The 19,274-nt window shown below is 72.2% G+C and carries 17 protein-coding genes; 11 read left to right on the plus strand and 6 right to left on the minus strand.

The window, feature by feature from the left end; translation table 11 throughout:
- Window positions 1–109: 109 nt before the first annotated feature.
- Together nhaA and O3438_RS04225 are read right to left on the minus strand one after the other, a co-directional pair.
- Window positions 110–1,429: a Na+/H+ antiporter NhaA gene (gene nhaA, locus O3438_RS04220; protein ID WP_269678676.1), complete on the minus strand. Its 1,320-nt coding sequence runs from the start codon at window positions 1,427–1,429 to the stop codon at window positions 110–112.
- Between the two features lie 217 nt (window positions 1,430–1,646).
- The gene (locus tag O3438_RS04225) at window positions 1,647–2,663 is read right to left on the minus strand and encodes a carboxypeptidase-like regulatory domain-containing protein (RefSeq protein WP_269678677.1); all 1,017 of its coding nucleotides are present in this window, start codon (window positions 2,661–2,663) and stop codon (window positions 1,647–1,649) included.
- Between the two features lie 239 nt (window positions 2,664–2,902).
- On the opposite strand from O3438_RS04225, the gene O3438_RS04230 reads away from it, so the two are divergent.
- From O3438_RS04230 to O3438_RS04245, 4 genes are all read left to right on the plus strand, one after another.
- Window positions 2,903–3,853: an SRPBCC family protein gene (locus O3438_RS04230; RefSeq protein WP_269678678.1), complete on the plus strand. Its 951-nt coding sequence runs from the start codon at window positions 2,903–2,905 to the stop codon at window positions 3,851–3,853.
- 55 nt (window positions 3,854–3,908) lie between these two features.
- Window positions 3,909–5,081 carry a zinc-dependent alcohol dehydrogenase gene (locus tag O3438_RS04235; protein ID WP_269678679.1) on the plus strand — a complete coding sequence of 391 codons (1,173 nt, stop codon included), beginning with the start codon at window positions 3,909–3,911 and terminating at the stop codon, window positions 5,079–5,081.
- 99 nt (window positions 5,082–5,180) lie between these two features.
- Window positions 5,181–5,765 (plus strand): GNAT family N-acetyltransferase, encoded by a 585-nt coding sequence (locus O3438_RS04240; RefSeq protein WP_269678680.1) that lies wholly within the window; start codon window positions 5,181–5,183, stop codon window positions 5,763–5,765.
- Between the two features lie 107 nt (window positions 5,766–5,872).
- Window positions 5,873–6,259 carry a DUF2267 domain-containing protein gene (locus O3438_RS04245; protein WP_269678681.1) on the plus strand — a complete coding sequence of 129 codons (387 nt, stop codon included), beginning with the start codon at window positions 5,873–5,875 and terminating at the stop codon, window positions 6,257–6,259.
- Between the two features lie 43 nt (window positions 6,260–6,302).
- Here the strand turns inward: O3438_RS04245 and O3438_RS04250 are convergent, their stop codons facing one another.
- Window positions 6,303–7,277 carry a S66 peptidase family protein gene (locus O3438_RS04250; RefSeq protein ID WP_442929703.1) on the minus strand — a complete coding sequence of 325 codons (975 nt, stop codon included), beginning with the start codon at window positions 7,275–7,277 and terminating at the stop codon, window positions 6,303–6,305.
- Window positions 7,278–7,659: 382 nt separating this feature from the next.
- On the opposite strand from O3438_RS04250, the gene O3438_RS04255 reads away from it, so the two are divergent.
- The gene (locus O3438_RS04255; RefSeq protein ID WP_269678682.1) at window positions 7,660–8,841 is read left to right on the plus strand and encodes a low temperature requirement protein A; all 1,182 of its coding nucleotides are present in this window, start codon (window positions 7,660–7,662) and stop codon (window positions 8,839–8,841) included.
- A 44-nt stretch (window positions 8,842–8,885) separates the two neighbouring features.
- Here O3438_RS04255 and O3438_RS04260 read toward each other — a convergent pair whose 3' ends face one another.
- A complete protein-coding gene (locus O3438_RS04260) occupies window positions 8,886–10,364 on the minus strand; it encodes a glutamate--cysteine ligase (RefSeq protein ID WP_269678683.1) in 1,479 nt (492 codons plus the stop codon).
- 155 nt (window positions 10,365–10,519) lie between these two features.
- Between O3438_RS04260 and O3438_RS04265 the strand changes: the two genes are divergently transcribed.
- Entirely contained in the window at window positions 10,520–10,858 is a 339-nt protein-coding gene (locus tag O3438_RS04265; protein WP_269683561.1) for a DUF3817 domain-containing protein, read from the plus strand.
- 39 nt (window positions 10,859–10,897) lie between these two features.
- On the opposite strand, the gene O3438_RS04270 is transcribed toward O3438_RS04265, so the two are convergent.
- Complete coding sequence (locus O3438_RS04270) at window positions 10,898–11,446, minus strand: hypothetical protein (protein WP_269683562.1); 549 nt, start codon at window positions 11,444–11,446, stop codon at window positions 10,898–10,900.
- Window positions 11,447–11,588: 142 nt separating this feature from the next.
- On the opposite strand from O3438_RS04270, the gene O3438_RS04275 reads away from it, so the two are divergent.
- From O3438_RS04275 to O3438_RS04285, 3 genes are read left to right on the plus strand one after another with little or no spacing between them, the layout of a single operon-like run.
- On the plus strand, window positions 11,589–12,713 hold the full coding sequence (locus O3438_RS04275) for a baeRF2 domain-containing protein (RefSeq protein ID WP_269678684.1): 1,125 nt from the start codon (window positions 11,589–11,591) through the stop codon (window positions 12,711–12,713).
- A complete protein-coding gene (locus O3438_RS04280; RefSeq protein WP_269678685.1) occupies window positions 12,706–14,460 on the plus strand; it encodes a thiamine pyrophosphate-binding protein in 1,755 nt (584 codons plus the stop codon). The genes O3438_RS04275 and O3438_RS04280 overlap by 8 nt, the downstream gene beginning before the upstream one ends.
- A gap of 49 nt (window positions 14,461–14,509) precedes the next feature.
- On the plus strand, window positions 14,510–15,625 hold the full coding sequence (locus O3438_RS04285) for an iron-containing redox enzyme family protein (RefSeq protein ID WP_269678686.1): 1,116 nt from the start codon (window positions 14,510–14,512) through the stop codon (window positions 15,623–15,625).
- Between the two features lie 373 nt (window positions 15,626–15,998).
- Here O3438_RS04285 and O3438_RS04290 read toward each other — a convergent pair whose 3' ends face one another.
- A complete protein-coding gene (locus tag O3438_RS04290) occupies window positions 15,999–16,229 on the minus strand; it encodes a CDGSH iron-sulfur domain-containing protein (protein WP_269678687.1) in 231 nt (76 codons plus the stop codon).
- 145 nt (window positions 16,230–16,374) lie between these two features.
- Between O3438_RS04290 and O3438_RS04295 the strand changes: the two genes are divergently transcribed.
- Window positions 16,375–17,817, plus strand: coding sequence for a hypothetical protein (locus O3438_RS04295; RefSeq protein ID WP_269678688.1), 1,443 nt, complete (start codon window positions 16,375–16,377; stop codon window positions 17,815–17,817).
- A gap of 223 nt (window positions 17,818–18,040) precedes the next feature.
- A complete protein-coding gene (locus O3438_RS04300) occupies window positions 18,041–19,183 on the plus strand; it encodes a SigB/SigF/SigG family RNA polymerase sigma factor (RefSeq protein ID WP_088989760.1) in 1,143 nt (380 codons plus the stop codon).
- Window positions 19,184–19,274 lie beyond the last annotated feature (91 nt).

Below are 19,274 nucleotides of genomic sequence, written 5' to 3' on the forward strand. Positions count from 1 at the left end.
ACCCCCTGGGTCGACGACGAATACGACGCCGACCAGACTTCCCGGCACACCGGAACTGAGCGTACTCCTCGGTCACCCGGGCGGGAAGTTTCCGTCCCATGACTCCGGATCAGGCAGGCCCGGGCTTGTTCGCCGAACCCTCGTAGACGTCCGGTACGCCGTCGGCGTCGGTGTCGCGCTCCTCCACGGCGCACACGCCCTCGTAGTGGCGGTTGCGGGCCCGCAGGACGATGGTGGCCAGCAGCGCCGACACCAGCGACCCGAGCAGCACGCCGATCTTGGAGTGGTCGTCCCGTTCGGTGCCGGCACCGAACGCCAGCTCGCCGATCAGCAGGGACACGGTGAAGCCGATCCCGGCCAGCAGGGACAACCCGACGATGTCCCACCAGGCGAGCCCTTCCGCGAGCCGGGCCCGCGTGAACCGCTGCACGAGCCAGGTGGCGCCGAGAACCCCGGCCGCCTTGCCCGCCACCAGACCGACCGTGATGCCGAGAGTGACCGAGTCGGTGAGCGTCGCGCCGAGGCCGCTCGCGCCGGCGATCGACACTCCGGCGGCGAAGAACGCGAACACCGGCACCGCCACGCCGGCGGACAGTGGCCGGATCCGGTGCTCGAAATGCTCCGCCAGGCCTCGGCCCGGCCCGGGCGTACGGCGGATCACCGGCACCGTGAAGGCGAGCAGGACCCCGGCGACGGTGGCGTGCACGCCCGAGGCGTGCACGAGTGCCCAGGTCGTCACGGCCAGTGGCAGCAGCAGCCACCACGACCGGACCCGCCGCTGCACCAGCAACCCGAACAGGACCAACGGAATCAGCGCGAGCAGCAGCGGGCCGAAGTGCAGGGAGCTCGTGTAGAACACCGCGATGATCACGATCGCCAGCAGGTCGTCCACCACCGCGAGGGTCAGCAGGAATGTCCGCATCGCCGCCGGCAGGTTGGTGTTGATCACCCCCAGTACGGCGAGGGCGAACGCGATGTCGGTGGCGGTGGGGATCGCCCAACCCGTCAACGCCCCGTCGCCCGACCACAGGTTGAACCCGACGTAGATCAGCGCTGGCACCGCCATTCCGCCGACTGCGGCGGCGACGGGTAGGACGGCGCGTCGCGGCTCCCGCAGGTCACCGGCGACGAACTCACGCTTGAGCTCCAGCCCGGCGACGAAGAAGAAGATCGCCAGGAGGCCGTCGGCGGCCCACTGACCCAGGGTGAGATCCAGGTGCAGCGCCTCGGGACCGATCGTCAGGTCACCCAGTGACTGGTACGCCCCGGACCAGGGCGAGTTCGCCCAGGCCAGCGCGAGCAGCGCGGCAACCAGCAGCAGCACCCCACCGACCGTCTCGGTGCGGAGGATGTCGCCGATCCGGCGTACCTCGGGCCAACTGCCGCGCGAAAGGAGCTGCGGCTCGTGGGGGGCAGGCGGCGGGGTCATCGGGAGCCTCCGGAGGGGTCGCTGACGGAACCGCCGACCAGTCTTCCCGGCACACCGCTGATCATTTTAGCCGAACGTCGGGCCGCGACCGGGCGAGCCCAGCTCGTGGATCGACGAGCTGGGCTGCCTGGTCGCCGCGGTGGTCGGCGTGGTCCTGGTGGCACTGACCGTGCTCGGTCTGGTCACCGTGATCCGGTGGGTGCTGTAGGCCGCCGGTTCACCCCAGGTCGAAGTCCACGACGCTCGGCGCACGACGGACCCGCACCGCTGTCGCGGCGTCGAAGCCGGCGGCGTCGCGGTGCCACACCGGCTGGGCGTACGAACAGTCGCAGCGCAGTTTGACCCGTTGACCGGGGAGCAGGCGCAGGGCGTAACTGTCGCCCACGTCCGCCACGCCGGCCAGGTCGCCGGTCACCGCGTCGAACGCGAGCACCTGCGCGTAGGTGGCCAGTTCGTCGACACGTACCGCCCCGCCCAGCGGTGTCCCGGCCGGCAGCGCCTGGTCCAGGGTCGCCGTCTGCTGGGCGCGGACCCGCACCGTCCGCGCCTGCTCCCGGGTGCCCACCCCACCGGACCACACGGTCGCGAACCCGTTCGCGGCGAACTGCACCGGCCACTGGTACGGCCCGAGGCCGGTGATCGTGTAACGGCCGTCCTCGTCGGTCATGGGACCGTGGTCGCCGTACTTCGGGTGCGGCACGTACGGCACCACCATCACCAACGCGTAGGGAACCGGTGCGCCGCTCGCGGCATCGGTCACCACGCCGACGACGGTGCCCGGCGGGTCGAGCCGGACGGCCGGGGCGATGGTCACCGCGCCGGCCCGGACGTGGACCACCTGCGCCCGTTCGCGCTGACCGGTCCCGCCGTGTCGGCCCACCCACTGCACGCCGTGGACCGTCGCGTCGTAGGGGCGCACCAGAAGTCGGTACCTTCCCGGGGCCACGTCGCCGGTCACCAGGACACCCTGCTCGTCGGAGCAGCCCCCGTACCGGCCGAGTTGGTCCTCTCCGATGGTGACCGCGGCGAGGGTGGCGGCGTCCACCGGGACGAGCGCGGCGCAGGCCCGGGGGACCGGCGCGCCGGTGGCCGCGTCACGCACCACAGTGCGGACCTGGCCGGGGGCGGGCGATCCAGACCCGGGGGTACGGGCGGCAGCCGGCGCGGCGGCCTCCAGGACGAGCAGTGCGACGGCGGCGGTGGCGGTCAGGTGGCGCAGGAGTGCTCGGCTCATGGGCGTGGTTCCTTCCGACGGTGTGACGGGGTGAGCCGACGCTAACGGTCCGTAGCTGATCCAAATCGGTCAATGTCACCATGCCGACGGTTGGAAGGTCGGCAATCTGTGCGGGACCGTGCGCACGGGGCCTTGTGCCCGAATCGGGCGCACGGGTAGCGAGTACCGCATAGCGTCACGGGGCAGGTCCACCGCGCTCCGCGGCGGACCGGTGGTGACGTGCACCGGAGGAAACGGACATGAGCCGTGTCGAGACTGTGCTCCTGCCGGAGTTGGACGGGCCGGTGCCGGCGACGCTGCCGAGCGCGCTCGGCCTGCTGAGCCTGGCCCTGGGCGTGGGCGCCCTGGTCGCGCCCGGCCCGCTCGCGCGACTGACCGGGGTGGACGACTCTCCGGCCGCGCGGGCCGTGCTCCCGGCGATCGGCCTGCGCGAGCTGGGCAGCGCCGCCGGCCTGATCAGCGGCCGTCGCCCCGCCGGCTGGGCGTGGAGCCGGGTGGCCGGCGACGCCATGGACCTGACGGTGCTCGGGCGTGCCCTCGCCGCCCGGTACGGCGAGCGTCGCCGCCGGGTCGCGCTGACCACAGTCGCGGTCGCCGGCATCACCGCCGTCGACGTGCTCTCCGCCGTGCGCATCGGCCGGGCCCGCCGGGCTCGCGCCCGGGTGATCCGGATGGAGATCGCCGTGACGGTCAACCGCTCGCCCGCCGAGGCGTACCGGTTCTGGCGCGACGTGGAGAACCTGCCCCGGTTCATGGCGCACCTCGAGTCGGTACGCGCCGACGACCTGCGCCGCTCGCACTGGGTCGCTCGAGGCCCGGCCGGTCGACACGTCGAGTGGGACGCCGAGATCATCGACGACCAGCCGAACAAGTCGATCACCTGGCGATCGTTGCCGGGTACCGGCGTGCCCAACGCCGGTCGGGTGCGATTCGTGCCCGCGCCCGGTGACCGGGGCACCGAGGTCCGGGTCGAGCTGCGCTACGCGCCACCCGCCGGAGCGCTCGGCCGAATGGTGGCGAAGCTCTTCGGCGAGGAACCCGAGCAGCAGGTCCGTGACGACCTGCGCCGGTTCAAGCAGGTGCTGGAGACCGGCGAGGTGGTGCGCTCCGAGAGCAGCCCCAACGGCATCTCCGTACGCCAACAGGCCGCACAGCGCCCCGCCCAGCCGCTGCCGGCGTCCCGCCGCTGATCCGCCGCGCGGCGTCCCGCCGTTGATCCGCCCACGCTTTCGAGAGGGACCGAGAATGAAGGCCACCGCCTGGATGGGCACCGACAGCGTCAAGGTGATCGACGTACCCGACCCCACGATCATGAACGCCCGGGACGCGATAGTGCGGATCACCACCACCGCGATCTGCGGCTCCGACCTGCACCTCTACCACGGCTACATCCCCGCCATGAGAAAGGGCGACATCCTCGGTCACGAGTTCATGGGCGAGGTGGTCGAGGTGGGCCCGCAGGTCCGCAACCTCAAGCCGGGCGACCGGGTGGTGGTGCCCTTCCCGATCGCCTGCGGGCACTGCTCGTCCTGTCAGCGCGGCCTCTACTCGGTGTGCGAGAACTCCAACCCCAACGCCGGCATCGCCGAGAAGATCATGGGGCATTCGCCCGCCGGTATCTTCGGCTACTCCCACCTGCTCGGCGGCTACGCCGGCGGTCAGGCCGAGTACGCCCGGGTGCCGTTCGCCGACGTCGGCCCGCTCAAGGTGCCCGACGAGGTCACCGACGACCAGGCGGTCATGCTCGCCGACGTGTTCCCGACCGGTTACATGGGCGCCGAGATGTGCGACATCAAACCCGGTCAGGTCGTCGCGGTCTGGGGCGCCGGACCGGTCGGGCTGTTCGCCGCGGCCAGCGCCCGGCTGCTCGGCGCGGAGCGGGTGATCATCATCGACCGCTACCCGTACCGGCTGCGGCTGGCCGAGGAGCACATCGACGCCGAAACCATCAACTACGAGGAGTCCGACGTGTTGGACACCCTCAACGAGATGACCGCCGGTCGGGGGCCCGACGCGTGCATCGACGCCGTCGGTCTGGAAGGACACCACGGCAACGCCGCGATGTACGCGTACGACCGGGCGAAGCAGGCCGCGCGCGTCGAGACGGAACGGCCCTTCGCCCTGCGTCAGGCGATCCTGGCCTGCCGCTCGGGCGGGGTGGTGTCGGTCGTCGGCGCGTACGGCGGTTTCGTCGACAAGTTCCCGATGGGCGCGTTCATGAACCGGTCCCTGATCATGCGGACCGGTCAGTGCCACGTCCAGCGCTACACCCGGCCGCTACTGGAACGCATCCAGCGCGGCGAGATCGACCCGAGCTTCATCGTCAGCCACCGGATGCCGCTGCGCGACGCCCCGAAGGGCTACAAGATCTTCCAGAAGAAGCAGGACGACTGCACGAAGGTGCTGCTCAAGGTCTGACCGGGCGGCCAGCCGGCGGGGCCGACCACCACCGTCGGTCGCCCAGCCCGCCGCGCACTCCGGGCGAGTCCTCCGCTGCGCGGCGGCTAGCGTGTCGCCATGGACAGTGGTGGCATGGCGTTGCCGGTCTCGGTCGACCCCACCGTCGGGCTGCGGCCGGTTACCGAGGCCGACCTGGGGATGTTCCGGCGGTTCTGCAGCGAGCCGGGCCTGATTGGCCTGGACTGGGCCGGCTTCCGCGACGCCGGCGCGCCGGCCAGGCGGTTCGCCGCGGACGGCTACCTCGGCGAGGACGACGGACGGCTCGTCGTGGAGGTCGAACAGGAACGGGCCGCCGTCGGCATCGTCAGCTACACCGCCGGGCGGTACGCCGGGCGGGCGTCGTACTGGGAGATCGGCATCGTCCTGCTGCCACAGTGGCGGGGTCGGGGCATCGGCTGGCGGGCGCAGGCGCTTCTCTGCGACTACCTCTTCCAGCACAGCCCGGCCCAGCGCATCCAGGCCGGCACCCACCCGGAGAACGTGGCCGAGCAGCGGTCGCTGGAAAAGGCCGGCTTCCAGCTCGAAGGCGTCATCCGGGCCTGCGAGTTCCGGGCCGGTCAGTGGCGCGACGGCTACCTCTACAGCCGACTGCGCGACGACCCGCCGCCCGCGGCGCTCGCCCAGGCCCCACCCGTTATGTGACGCAGCGTCCGGGTCGTTGGGGACCCCGTTTGTGCCCCGGGCCCCGGGGAACTCGCCCTTTTCGCCCGCTGGCCGGCCGGTCGGCGTTCGAGGGGAGGGAGCGCGTCATGGAGTACGAGCAGATGATCGCCACGGTCCGGCAGCGCGCCGGTCTCGGGGAGAACGAGGCTGTCCGGTCCGTGCAGGCCGTCCTGTCGGTGCTCGGGGAACGGCTCGCCGGCCAGGAGGCCGACAACCTGGCGGCGCAACTGCCGGAGCGGCTCAACGGGTCCGTCACCCGCAACCCGCAGGGCCGCCGGTGGGACGTCGGCGACTTCCTGAAGCACGTCGGTGACCGCGAACAGGTCCAGAACGCGGACCAGGTACGCGAACACGCCCAGGCGGTGCTTCGTACCGTCGCCGAGGCACTCAACGACGACGAGCGCAACGACCTGCTCGCCCAACTGCCCGGCGGCATCACCGATCTCTTCGGCGTGCCCACCCCGCGCGGCTGAGCACCGAGGCGTCGCGACCCGCGCGGTCACGCGGGCCACGCCGTCAGCGGGCGCGGACCCCGGCCTCCACGGTCAGGGTCCCCGCCTCGGCGTCGATCGTGGCCCGCGCGCCGAGCGGCACGGTGAGCTGCCCGTTGCCGTGCCCCAGCCGCAGCCCGCCCAGGACCGGCACACCCAGGTCGTAGAGGCGGTCCTTGAGCACCGACGCCGCGTCCCACTCGCCCGCACCGCCGACGCTGTTGGTGATCTGACCGACGGCGACCCCGGCGACCCGGGACAGCGCACCCAGCCGGCGCAACTCGGTCAGCATCCGGTCGATGCTGTACGGCGCCTCGTCCACGTCCTCGAAGAACAGGATCGCGCCGTCGAACGTCGGGACGTCCCCGGCGCCGAACGAGGTGGACAGCAACGTCAGACAGCCGCCCAGCAAGGGGCCTGACGCTCGACCCGGCACCAGCACGGGGGCGGCCGTCTCGGCCGGGTCCCTGGTGATCGTGACGGGTGCGGTGGTCATCACCGCCCGGCGCAACGCCTCCGCCGACTCGGGGCCGGTGCGGGCGTCGTTCCAGTTGACCATCGGGCCGTAGAAGGTGACGAGGCCGGCCTCGCGCCAGAGCTTGCCCTGGACGCTGGTGATGTCGCTGAAGCCGACGACCACCCGAGGATCCCGGCGTAGACCGGCGACGTCGATCTGGTCCACGATGCGTTGGGTGCCGTAACCGCCCCGGGCGGCGAAGACCGCTCGTACACCCGGGTCGTTGAGCGCGGCGTTCAGGTCGGCCAGCCGCTGCGCGTCGGTGCCGGCCAGGTAGCCGTACCTCGCGTAGACATGCTCGCCCAGCTCGACCTCCAAGCCCCAACTGCGCAGGATTTCGATGCCGCGACCCATCAGCGTCGGATCGGGGGTCCGGCCGGGCGAGACGACTCGCACCCGGTCACCGGGAACCAGCACCGGCGCGCGCAGCACCCGCTTGGGACCGCCCGGCGCGGCCTGCGCCGCCGTGGCCGTGCCGACCAGCAACGCGCCGCCGGCAGCCGCCGCCCCGACACCCAGCAGATGCCGCCGGGAGAGGGCGCGGTCCGCGGATGACGGCGCTGAGGCGTGATTGATTCCGGGTGTGTGCACAGACGGTCCCCTCATCGACGTCGATGTCCGCTGGTGCACCACAGTACGACAAGCATCGATTTCCGGGGGCCCGCGGCTGTCGAGGCCTACCGGGCCGTCGGGCAGTGCTGGCGCACCGCCTCCCCGCATTCCGCCTCCCCAGCACCAGCGCCGCGGCTAACCTCGCCTTGTCGAGGCGTTGGGGACGGTCGGAGGCAGGCCAGTGACGAAGCTCGCGGGGCCGGCAGCCTGGCTCTCACCTGGCCGCCCCGCACCCGGCGGGTGACGGTCGCCGATGCCGGCCGCGCCGAAGGGCAAGGGGGTGACCTGGGAGGAGCTGTTCTTCGACCTCGCCTTCGTGTTTGCCCTCACCCAGTTCTCCCAATTGCTGCACGAGGACCACACGTGGGCCGGCGTCGGCCGTACGTTCATCCTCTTCGTCCCGGTCTACTGGGCCTGGGGAGGCGTCACGCTCTACACCAACCAGCGCGACGTCAACTCGATCGTGGACCGCGCCGGCATCCTCACGCTGGGGCTCAGCGGTCTGCTGATGGCCCTGACGATCCCGGAGGCGTACCACCACAACGGCGCGCTGTTCGTCACCGCCTACCTCGCCGGCCGAGTGCTGCTGGCCGGGCTGGCCCTACGCGGTGTCCCGTTCGGGCGAGCCGTCCTCGTCGGCCCCTACAGCTCCTTCGTCATCACCGGACCGCTGCTCGTGGCGGGTGCGCTCAACGAAGGCAACAGCCGGCTCGTCCTCTGGGCCGCCGCCGCCGGCGTCGACCTGCTGAGCCCCTGGTTGGCGAACCGGGTCGTCGCCCAGGGCCGAGCGCAACCGGCGCACTACACCCATCGCTACGGCCTACTGATCATCCTGGTGTTCGGCGAGTCGGTGATCCAGGTCGGTGCGGTGGCCGTCGACGCCCCACTGACCGTTGCCCGACTGGCCGCCATCACGGCCGCCTACGCCCTCGTCAGCGTCCTGTGGTTCGCCTACTTCGGCTACGGCCTGTCCGACTTCCGGCGGGCCTTGGAGGAGACCCCGGACCAGCCGGGGTTGCGCCGCGCCATCCTTGTGTACAGCCACCTGTTGTTCAGCTTCGGGATCATCACCATCGCCGTCGGACTGGCCGACATGGTCCCCGCACCGTTGGAGCCGCTGGCTCCCCGTGAGGCGATGCTCCTCTTCGGCGGCTGCGCGCTGTTCCTGTTCACCTTCGCCTACGCCTACTGGCGCATCCACCGGAAGATCGCCTGGCGACGGATGGGGGCTGGTGGTACCTGTCTCCTGATGGCGCCGCTGGCCACGCTGTTGCCTGCCCTCGTCATGGTGATTGCCCTCGCCCTCGTGGCCATCGTGATGGTCGTGACCGAGCAGAGGGCCGTGCGGCGCCACGGCGGCCCCGCCCACCCGGCGATCGAGGTCGGGCCCCGGGATGTGGCGGATCGGGGACCCTCCACGGAGGCCGATGACTGATCGACCCGCACCCTGGCCGGGTTGGCGCCGAAGGTGTCACCGGATCACGGGATAGGCCACTCGTGTACCGGGCGGTTGCTGTGCATCAGGTCCACGTAGTGACGGACCACCTCACGCAACGCCTCCGGCCGGTCCAGGTGGTCGGCGGACTCCAGGCGGTGCAGCGTCTCCACCTGCCAGCTCGCGCCGTTGCGGCCGGTCAGGCAGCGCTGCTCGACGATGCCGAGCAGCCGGTCACGCTCCGCCGGGTCGAGCCCCCACCGGTCCAGCCCGTGATGCGCCAGCGGCAGCAACCGGCGCAGCACCAGCTCGCTCACCGGAAGGTAACCGAGGCCGGGCCAGAACACCTGCGCGTCGATGCCGTGCCGGGCGCAGTTGGTGAAGTTCTCCTCGGCGGCGCTGAACGACATCTGCGACCACAGTGGTCGGTCCGACTCGGCCAGGGCCCGGACCAGACCGAAGTAGAACGCGCCGTTGGCGATGGTGTCCAACACCGTCGGGCCCGCCGGCAGCACCCGGTTCTCCACCCGCAGGTGCGGCCGGCCGCGCGACACGTCGTACACCGGGCGGTTCCACCGGTAGACGGTGCCGTTGTGCAGGCGCAACTCGTTGAGGTTGGGCACCTCACCCGCCGCCAGGGCCTGCGCCGGATCCTCCGGGTCGCAGACCGGCAACAACGCCGGGAAATACCGCACGTTCTCCTCGAACAGGTCGAACACGCTGGTGATCCAGCGTTCACCGAACCAGACTCTGGGGCGTACCCCCTGGGCTTTGATCTCTTCCGACCGGGTGTCGGTGGCCTGCTGGAACAGCGGGATGCGGGTCTCGCGCCACAGCTCCCGGCCGAAGAACAGCGGCGAGTTCGCGCCGACCGCGACCTGGATGCCGGCGACCGCCTGGGCGGCGTTCCAGTAGTCGGCGAACTGGGGCGGGCTGACCTGAAGGTGGAACTGGGTGCTGGTGCAGGCCGCCTCCGGGGTGATCGTGTCGGCGGTGACCGCCAACCGTTCCACGCCGCTGATGGCGATCGGCAGATCCTCGCCACGAGCCGCGAAGATCTGCTCGTTGAGCAGCTTGTAACGAGGGTTGGCCGAGAGCGTCTCGGCGGTCAGGTGCTCGGGGCGCAACGTCGGCAGGATGCCGATCATGACCATGTGCGCGCCGATCGTCCGCGCCTTCACCTCGGCGGCGTTGAGGCTGGCCCGCACGTACTCCTCGAAGTCGGCGGTGCCGGCGCCGGTCAGCCGGCGCGGCGGCACGTTGATCTCCACGTTGAACTGGCCCAGCTCGGTCTGGAAGCTCGGGTCGGCGATGGCCGCCAACACGTCGGCGTTGCGCATCGCCGGGTTCGACGACTCGTCGACGAGGTTCAGCTCGATCTCCACGCCGGTCATCGGCCGGTCGACGTCGAAGCGCGACTCGCGCAGCATCTCCGCGAAGACGTCCAGACAGCGGCGGACCTTGTCGCGATAGCGGGCCCGATCTTCTCGACTGAAGGTTCGTACGCCGACGTCCTCGCCCATGGTCACCACCCTGTCACCGCTGGCCACCCCTAACCTCGCACGTCATCGGCGGGCGGGGGAAGACCCGATGGTCTTCTCCTACCCAGCAGCACGCCTTGCTAGCCCAGTCAGCACGCCCCGATAGCATTGCGGCTCCGAGAGGTGGTGGCGTGCGGATGCGCGAGAAGGTGACCGGGTTGTTCGTCGCGGCGGCGATCGCCGAGGCCTGCTCCTGGCTGGCTCTGCTGGTCGGCATGCTGGTCAAGTACGGCCCGCCGGAGAACGAGCTGGGCGTCAAGATCTTCGGGCCGATCCACGGCGGCCTGTTCGTCGCGTACGTCCTGCTGGTGCTCGCCGTGGCCCGGCTGCACCGGTGGAGTCTCCTGGCCACGGCGGTGGCCCTCGCCAGTGCGGTCCCGCCGTTCGCCACTCTGATCTTCGAGCGCTGGGCCCGCCGCCGGGGCATGCTCGGCGTCGACCGCCAGCCCGCCCGCGAACCCGCGCCGGTCGGCTGACCGGACTGATCCGTCAGGTCTGATCCGGGCCCTAGACGGTCAGGTCAGCGCGGAACAGGCCACGACGCCGGCCAGCAACAGCCCACCCAGGAACGCCTGCAACAGCAACGGCGGCCCGAGGTGCGACCAGAGCGTCGCGGTACGCGGGGTCAGCAGTTGCCCGGTGGTGAGGTTGACGATCCGCTCGATCCGGGGCGGCAGCTCCGGGTCCCGTTGCGGACGCAGCGTGAGTTGCACCTGGTCCGCCGGGTGTAACGCGCTCTGCGGCAGGTGACCGTGCAGCTCCACCTCGCAGAGCTGACCGGCGGTGTTGCGCAGTCGCACCGGGGTGACCAGATATTCCGGGCCCTGCTTCAGCTGCTTCCAGCGGCGACGGGCGCCGCCACCGCCGAACGAGAAGAGCGAGCGCAGCAGCAGGGCGGGCAGGCTGGCGATCGCCGCCGCCGCCAGCACCGCCACCAGCACCGGCTGCCCGATGCGTACCTCGCGGGTGTAGCCGTCCATCAGGCGGATCAGCCGCCCCGTGACGATTCGCTCCGTCGGGTGCACGATGCGTCGGGTATCGAGTCCGCTGTCCATTTCCACCACCGAGAGTCCGCTTGTGTTCACAGATCGTATCGACGTCCTCGGTTGAACGACGTGAATGAAACCTGGTCACGGGCTCACGGCAGCGAGGTGACATCCCGGGCGACAGGGGTAAGCGGGGGGCCGAGCTGGAAAGGGGTCGAGCATGCAGCTGTCCTTCCTGCGCCCGCTCTACGACCGTCCCGGGCCGTGGTGCTCGGTGTACCTGGACGCCTCCGCTGACACGGAGGACGCCCATCCCGCGTTGGACCTGCGCTGGCGCGCCTTGCAGAGTCAACTCACCGACCAGGGTGCCGACGAGGCGAGCATCGCCGCGCTGGACCGGGTGATCCGTGGGCACGACCCGATGGTCGGGGACTACGGCCTCGCGGTCTTCGCCAGTCACGGTCGGGTGGTGCTCTCCGAGTACCTGTCCGCGCCGCCAGTGCGCGACCTGGCCAGTTTCGCGCCGCTGCCACACGTCATGCCGCTGCTCGCCCAGCGCGGCGAACAGGTGGCCTGGGTGCGGGTGATCGCCGACCGGATGGGCGCCGACGCCATGGCGGTCAGCGCCGGCGGGGTTCCCCGGCGGGCGCACGTCGCCGGTCGGGACGAGTTCCCGCTACGGCGGACGAAGCCGGGCGGCTGGTCCCAGTCGCGCTATCAGCGGGCGGCCATGGAGGCCTGGCACCAGAACGCCGGCGACGTCACCGCCGCGACCGCGGACCTGGCCGACCGGGTCGGCGCGGACGTCGTGGTCGTCGCCGGTGACGTCCGTGCCACCGGCATGATCGCCGCGCAGATGCCGGAGCGTTGGCAGGACCTCGTGGTCCGTACCGACGCCGGATCCCGGGCCGGCGGCGCCGACCAGACGCTGCTGGACGACCTGACCGTGCAGACCATCGCGGAGGTCGCCGACCAGCGGATCGCCGCGACGCTGGACAAGTTCGGTGTGCAGGAGGACGTCGGCGGCGGCCTCGACGCGGTCGTCTCGGCCCTGCAACGCAACCAGGTGGACACGATGATCATCGTGGACGACCCGTCGGCCAACGGCGAGCTGTGGATCGGCGCGGAACCCACCGAGATCGCCGTCGACCCGGGCCAGCTCGCCGCCATGTCGGTGGACGACCCGCAACGGGTACGCGCCGACGCGGCGCTGGTCCGGGCGCTCGTCGGCACCGACGCGGCGCTGACCGTGCTCGGCCCGGACGAGGCGCCCGAGCTGACCGACGGTGTCGGCGCGGTGCTGCGCTACGTCGACCCCAGCACACCGGGGCGCGGCAATGGCTGAGCGCCGCGTCGCGGATGTGGTGGTGGAACGGCTCCTGGCCTGGCGGGTACCCCGCGCCTTCGGCTACCCGGGGGCGGCGATCGCCCCGTTGGTCGAGGCGTTGGAGAGCACCGGCGGCGAACCGGCGTTCATTCCGGCGCGACACGAGGAGACTGCCTCGTTCATGGCCACCGGGCACGCCAAGTTCACCGGCGGCATCGGGGTCTGCCTCGCCACGCAGGGGCCCAGCGCCGTCCAACTGCTCAACGGTCTCTACGACGCCAAGCTGGACAGCAAACCGGTGGTCGCGATCGTCGGGGAGGACATTTCGGGGCCACTCGGCGGCGCGCACCAGGAGATCGGGTTGAGCCGGCTCTTCGGGGACGTGTGCAACCAGTTCGTCCGGTACGGCCGCAGCCCGCAGGACGTGGCGGCGCTGCTGGACCAGGCGTTCCGTACGGCGGCGGCGACCCGCAGCCCGACCTGTGTGGTGCTGCCTCGGCAGTTACAGGAGGCCGTGGTGCCCGACCTGCAGCCGTCCGCCGTCGGGGTGGTCTCGGCGACCCCGGGTGAGCCGCTGGCCCGGGTGCTGCCGCACGACGTGGACCTCGACGCCGCCGCCCAACTGCTCAGCGGCGGCCAGCGAGTGGCGATCCTGGTCGGCCAGGGCGGCCGCGACGCGGCCCCCGAGATCATCGAGGTGGCCGACCGGCTCGGCGCCGGCGTGGCCACCTCACTGCTGGGCAAGCCGGTGCTCGACGAGCGGCTGCCGTTCCACACCGGTGTCCTCGGCGAGGTCGGCACCCCGGCAGCGGCCGAACTGATGGGCGGCTGCGACACGCTGCTGATGGTCGGCACCAACGACCCGTGGACCGACTACTTCCCGATGCCGGAACAGGCCCGCACCGTGCAGATCGACATCGACGGTCGTCGGATCGGCGCGCGCTACCCGGCCGACGTCCCGCTCGTCGGTGACGCCGCCGAAACCCTGCGGGCGCTGCTGACCCGACTGCGCGGCCAACCCGAGCAGCGGTGGCGCACCACAGTGGAGGCCTCGGTGGACCGGTGGCGTGACGTCGCCGCCGAGCGGGTCGCCGCGCCCGCCGACCCGGTCAACCCGCAACTCGTCCTCCAGGAGCTGTCCGCCCGGATGCCGGGCACCGGCGCCGTCGCCGTCGACGTCGGCTCGGTCCTCTACTGGTACGCCCGACACCTCACCCTGCCACCGGGGGTGAACGCCCAACTGTGCGGCACGCTCGGCTCGATGGGCTGCGCCCTGCCGTACGCGGTGGCCGCCAAGCTCGCCGCCCCCGACCAACCGGTCGTCGCGCTGGTCGGCGACGGGGCGATGCAGCTCAACGGGCTCGCCGAGCTGATCACCGTCTCCCACCACTGGCAGCAGTGGCGGGACCCTCGCCTGGTGGTGCTGGTGCTCAACAACCGGGACCAGAGCGGCATGGGCGGTGGGCTGGCGCCGTCGTCCGACCCGACCCGCCGCCGCCCCGACGTCCCATACGCCGGTTGGGCCCGACTGCTCGGGCTGCACGGGGTGCGGGTGGACCGGCCGGAGCTGGTCGGCGCCGCGTGGGACGAGGCCCTCGCGGCGGACCGTCCCTGCGTACTGGAAGCGGTCGTCGACCCGGCGGTGTCGTTGGCGCCGCCGGAGCCGGCGTTCGCCGACCTGCGGGGTCTGTACGCCGACGGCGCTCCCGCCCGGAAGGTCCGGGAGCAGGTGGAGGTCACCGCGAACGCCGAGGACTTCGTTTAGTCGCTCCTGGCCAGGGCATCAGAAGCGGCCCGACGACGCTGGAGGTTCCATGTCCGAGCCCGCTGACCGCCGCTACGGTCCCGCGACCCTTCCGCGGCCGCGCGGCCCGCTCTCCGCGGCGGTGGTCGAGGCCCTGCGGCGTCCGCCGCACGATTTGCCGACCGGTCTCGGCATCGACCTCGACCCGGCGGACCCGATCACCGACGAGGACCTTCAGCTGACCCTGTTCCTCTGCTACGAGCTGCACTACCGGGGCTGGTCCGGGGTCGACGAGTCGTGGGAGTGGCAGCCGACCCTGCTCGCCCTGCGCGTCCACTGCGAACGGCTCTTCGAGGCGGCGCTGCGCCAGCTGGTCGGCACGCCGGTGGTGCCCGCCGCCGGGGTGGCCGCCGGCCTGGCCGAGGTGGTCGCGGCCGACGACGGACCGTCGCTGGCCGCCAACCTCCAGCGACGCGCCGACCTCGCCCAGTTCCGCGAGTTCGTCGTTCACCGGTCGCTGTACCACCTGCGCGAGGCGGACCCGCACAGTTGGGCGCTGCCCCGACTGGGCGGGCCGGCCAAGGCCGCGCTCGTGGAGATCCAGACCGACGAGTACGGCAACGGCCGGCTGGACCGGATGCACGCCGAGCTGTTCCGGCGCACCCTGGACCGGCTGGGATTGGACGTCGGGTACGCCGCCCACCTGGACGCCGTACCGGCGGTGACCCTGGCGACCAACAACCTGATGTCGCTGTTCGGGCTGCACCGGCGACTGCGCGGCGCGCTGCTGGGGCACCTTGCCGCGTTCGAGATGACCTCCTCGTTGCCGAACCGTCGCTACGGCAACGGGCTGCGCCGGCTGGGCTTCGACGAGGTGGCCACCCGCTTCTACGACGAGCACGTCGAGGCCGACGCGGTGCACGAGCAGATCGCCGCCCACGACATGTGCGGTGGCCTGGTCGCCGTGGAGCCGGCCCTCGCCCCCGACGTGCTGTTCGGCGCGGCGGCCGGGCTCGCGCTGGACCGGTTGTTCGCCGCGCACCTGCTGGACAGTTGGGCTGCCGGTCGCAGCTCCCTGCGGCCACCTGCTCCGCCGGCCCTGCCGCCGACCGTCCCCCTCGTCGCGTCGACCCCGGTGGCCTCACCGGCCGTGGTCGCCCCGCCGGCCCCCACCGCGCTCGTCTGACCGGCCCGCTGTCCGTGGTGCCGCGCGCTGTCCGTGGTGCCGCGCGCTGGCCGTGGCTGCCGCGTGCTGTCCGTGGTGCCGCGCGCTGGCCGTGGCTGCCGCGTGCTGTCCGAGCTTGTAAGCCGATGGGGGTATCGCCGCCGCCCTCACATGGAGGGCCCTTGCTTCGTCCTTTGCTCTGCACCCACCGAGGCGACGGTTACGGACCGTGCCTGGTGCCTGGGTGGGTGCAGAGCAAAGGCGGCGAGGGTGGGGGATGGGTCCTGGCGGCGAGCCTGCGCTGAACAGGGCGGGCGCAGAGAAGAGGGTGGCGGCGTGCCGGTCGGGGTTGCCGGAGTGCGCTTGCGGAGCGTGATGGGGCGTCGTCGGGTCGTCAGCCTTCTCGGGTGGTGCCCGCCCGGAACCGGATCGCCTTGTGGGTGCCGTCGCAGAACGGCTTGAGCGCCGACTTGCCGCACCGGCACAGGGCCACAGTGCCCCGGCGCGCGTCGATCCGCTCGCCGTCCGGGGTGACCAACGCGAAGTCACCCCGGACCAGCAACGGTCCGTCCTCGTACGGGGTGATCGTGGCGGCGGCTGGCTCGCTGGTGTCGTCGGTGCCCATGGACCCGGAAGTGCCCGCCCTGGCCTCACCGAAACCCGAGCGACCGAACGCCATTGATGACCGGCGCACCCCTCTGACCAGCGGAATGTGCCGCCGGGTGGGTGATGCCCCGTTTGAACCCCATCGGGACGGGAAGCCGGGCCGCGTGGTGAGCGAACGAGGCAAGGTGGGGCCGGTGCACAAGGTGCACAAGGGGCTCACGGCCGATGGCGCCGGTCTGGCCGGGGACCGGGTCGTGGCCGCGGGCAGCGCGGCCCGGGTGCTGGTCGCCGCCACCGCCCGCGCGCTGCGCGGAGCGGACTGCGCCGACCTCGGGCACACCGGGCCCACGTCGCGCTTTCCCGGGGCTCCGGAACCGGTACGCCGAGCCGCGGTCACCCGGGCCGCCGGACGGGTCGCGCTCACCGTCGCCCAGGTCGACGAGGTGGACGCGGCCCGGGTCGCGCGCTGGTTCGTCGACCAGTACCCCCGCCAGCGCTACCCCGGGGTGCTGATCGGCTCTCCGCACGGTGGCCTGGCGCACCTGGCGGTGGCTCTCGGCGTGCCCTGGCTGCCGGCCAGCTTCGAGATGACCGTGCACTGGTCCGACGGCGCGGTGGACCGCCCGGCGGACGCACTGGACCACGGTGCGGCACTGGCCACCCGGCTGCTCGCCGGCAACGCCGACCTGCACCTGCGGCAGGTGCACTGCCCGGCCAGCCGGGGCCCGCTGACCGGGGCCACCGTCGCGCTGGCCGCCTCGTGGAGGGCGCTGCCGGCCGCGTACACGCGGTTCCTGGCCGACCGGCTACTCCCCGGCGCCCCCGTGCTGCTGGTCCGCGACGCGCGAACCTGGCCGGTCCGGGAAATCGGTCCGGGGCACAGCTTCCAGGTCGGCTGCCCGGCCAGCGGGCTCGACCCGGTGGACTTCCACCCGGACAGCCACGCGCTGCGGCAGGTGCTGCGCTCGGTCGGCGGCGACGCGACCCGGTGGGCGCCGCCGGAGGTGACCGTTTCGTCCGGTACCGCCGAGCACGGCGTCGACGAGGGCTTCGAGCTGGCCGCGCGGGACTGGTCGACGCGGCACCAGCACCCACTGCGCTGGATGCTGGTGCCCCGCCCGGCGGTGCTGAGCGCCGCCGTCGCCGACCTGTACCGGCGGTGGCTGCGCTCCGCCGGGAAGACCGGAAACCGGTTGGTGGTGGAGTGCGGGCGTCTGCTCGACCCGTGGCAGGTGATGCGGGCGGGGCTGGTGCCGTACTGGTGCGAGAACGCCACCCGCCGCAACGTCGACGAGGCCGAGTGGTGGCTGGCCGGCAGCGAGGCGTTCAGCTCGGTGGACGTGCTGCCCGAACCTCCCGGGATGCGTTCACCCGCCCTGGCCGGCCTGCCGCAGTGGCTGGCCGTGGCCGGGTTCGGGCAGCGGCGCCGGGCGTTGGACCGGACCACCGCGCGCGGCTACCCGGTGACGTCCGTGCCCACCCGTCGGGCCACCGAGGTCCTGCGTGCCCAGCCGTACGACCTCCCCGTCCCGCCCCCGCTGCGGGCCGACGAGGCCCTCGCCGTGCTCAGCGACAGCGGCGGCCACCAGGGGTTGTTGGTCTCCTGAGACGGAGCACGCCGAAACATCCTCGCGAACCCGGGGTCCCGTGATTGAGTACCTACGGAGCGGGAACATCGCTGGCTGCGACGGCCTGATTGCGCTGCGTGGACGCGTTGTCGCCCGCTGGCATCCCAGTCACTGACCCACTTTTCCGGCCCGGTGCGTGGCTCGACCACGCGCACGACCGGTTTCCCGATCCGGGCGGGGGACCTTCCTGAGGGAGGCGCGGATGTTCGGACAGACGAGTACGACCACGACCACACCACCACCCACCGATCGGGGTCTGGAGGACCTCGACGCGGCGGCACTGGCGTACGCGGCCCGGATCGAAGGGCTGCCGCCGGAGCGTCGAGGGGAGGCCCGCGACGACCTGGTGCGCTTCGCGTTGCCCTTCGCCGGGCGGCTGGCCCGCCGGTACCGGGGTCGTGGGGAGCCCCTGGAGGACCTGGAGCAGGTGGCCCGGCTGGGGCTGGTCAACGCCGTCGACCGGTATGACCCGGAACGAGGGTCCTTCACCGCGTACGCCGCGATCACCATCGTGGGCGAGATCAAACGGCATTTCCGGGACCGCACCTGGGGCGTGCACGTGCCCCGCCGGCTGCGGGACCTGATCCTCGAGGTGGGACAGGCGACGGCCGCGCTGACCAGCGAGCTGTCCCGGGCCCCGTCGGTGGCCGAACTGTCGGCCCGACTGGAGACCCCGGAGGAGGAGATCCTCGCCGCGCTGGAGTCGGCGGCCGGCTACAGCCCGGCCTCGCTCAACGCCCCGGTGGGCGGGGAGAGCTCGGCGGAGTTCGGTGACCTGGTCGGCGAATCGGACAACGCGCTGGAGTCGGTCGACGACCGGGTCACTGTCAGCGGTCTGCTGCACCGACTGCCCTGGCGGGAGCGGCGCATCCTGGCCATGCGGTTCTACGGCAACCAGACCCAGGCGGAGATCGCCGCCCGGTTCGGTATCTCGCAGATGCACGTGTCCCGGTTGCTGTCGCGAGCGCTCACCTGGCTGCGTCAGGCGATGCTCGCCGACGCGCCGCCGCCCTGGCAGAACGGCGCGGCCGAACCCGACCCGGGCAAGACCCGGATCTCGGTCAAGCAGAACGGCGACCGGGTGGTGGTCGAGGTCGGCGGCGAGATCGACCGCGACGGCGCGGACCAACTGCGCCGGGCCATGCTGGAGGCCGTCACCGGCCAGCCCAGCGAGGTGGTCGTCGACCTGGTCGGCGCGGGTGGGTTCGATGCCGGTGGGATCGCCGCCCTGATGGCCGGACGGGACGCGGCGGAGCGGACCGGGGTGCCGCTGCGGCTCACCCGGGTCCAGCCCGCGGTACGCCGCTCGCTCACCGCCGCCGGCCTGGCCCCCGCCCGGGACTGAGCCGCCGCAGGGATCGAGCCGGTCAACCCTCGACCGGAGCGCCGCGGTCGGAAACACGGACGACGAGGGCCGACACCCGCCGGGTGTCGGC

It is taken from the genome of Micromonospora sp. WMMC250, from assembly GCF_027460215.1.
Taxonomy (GTDB): Bacteria; Actinomycetota; Actinomycetes; order Mycobacteriales; family Micromonosporaceae; genus Micromonospora; species Micromonospora taraxaci.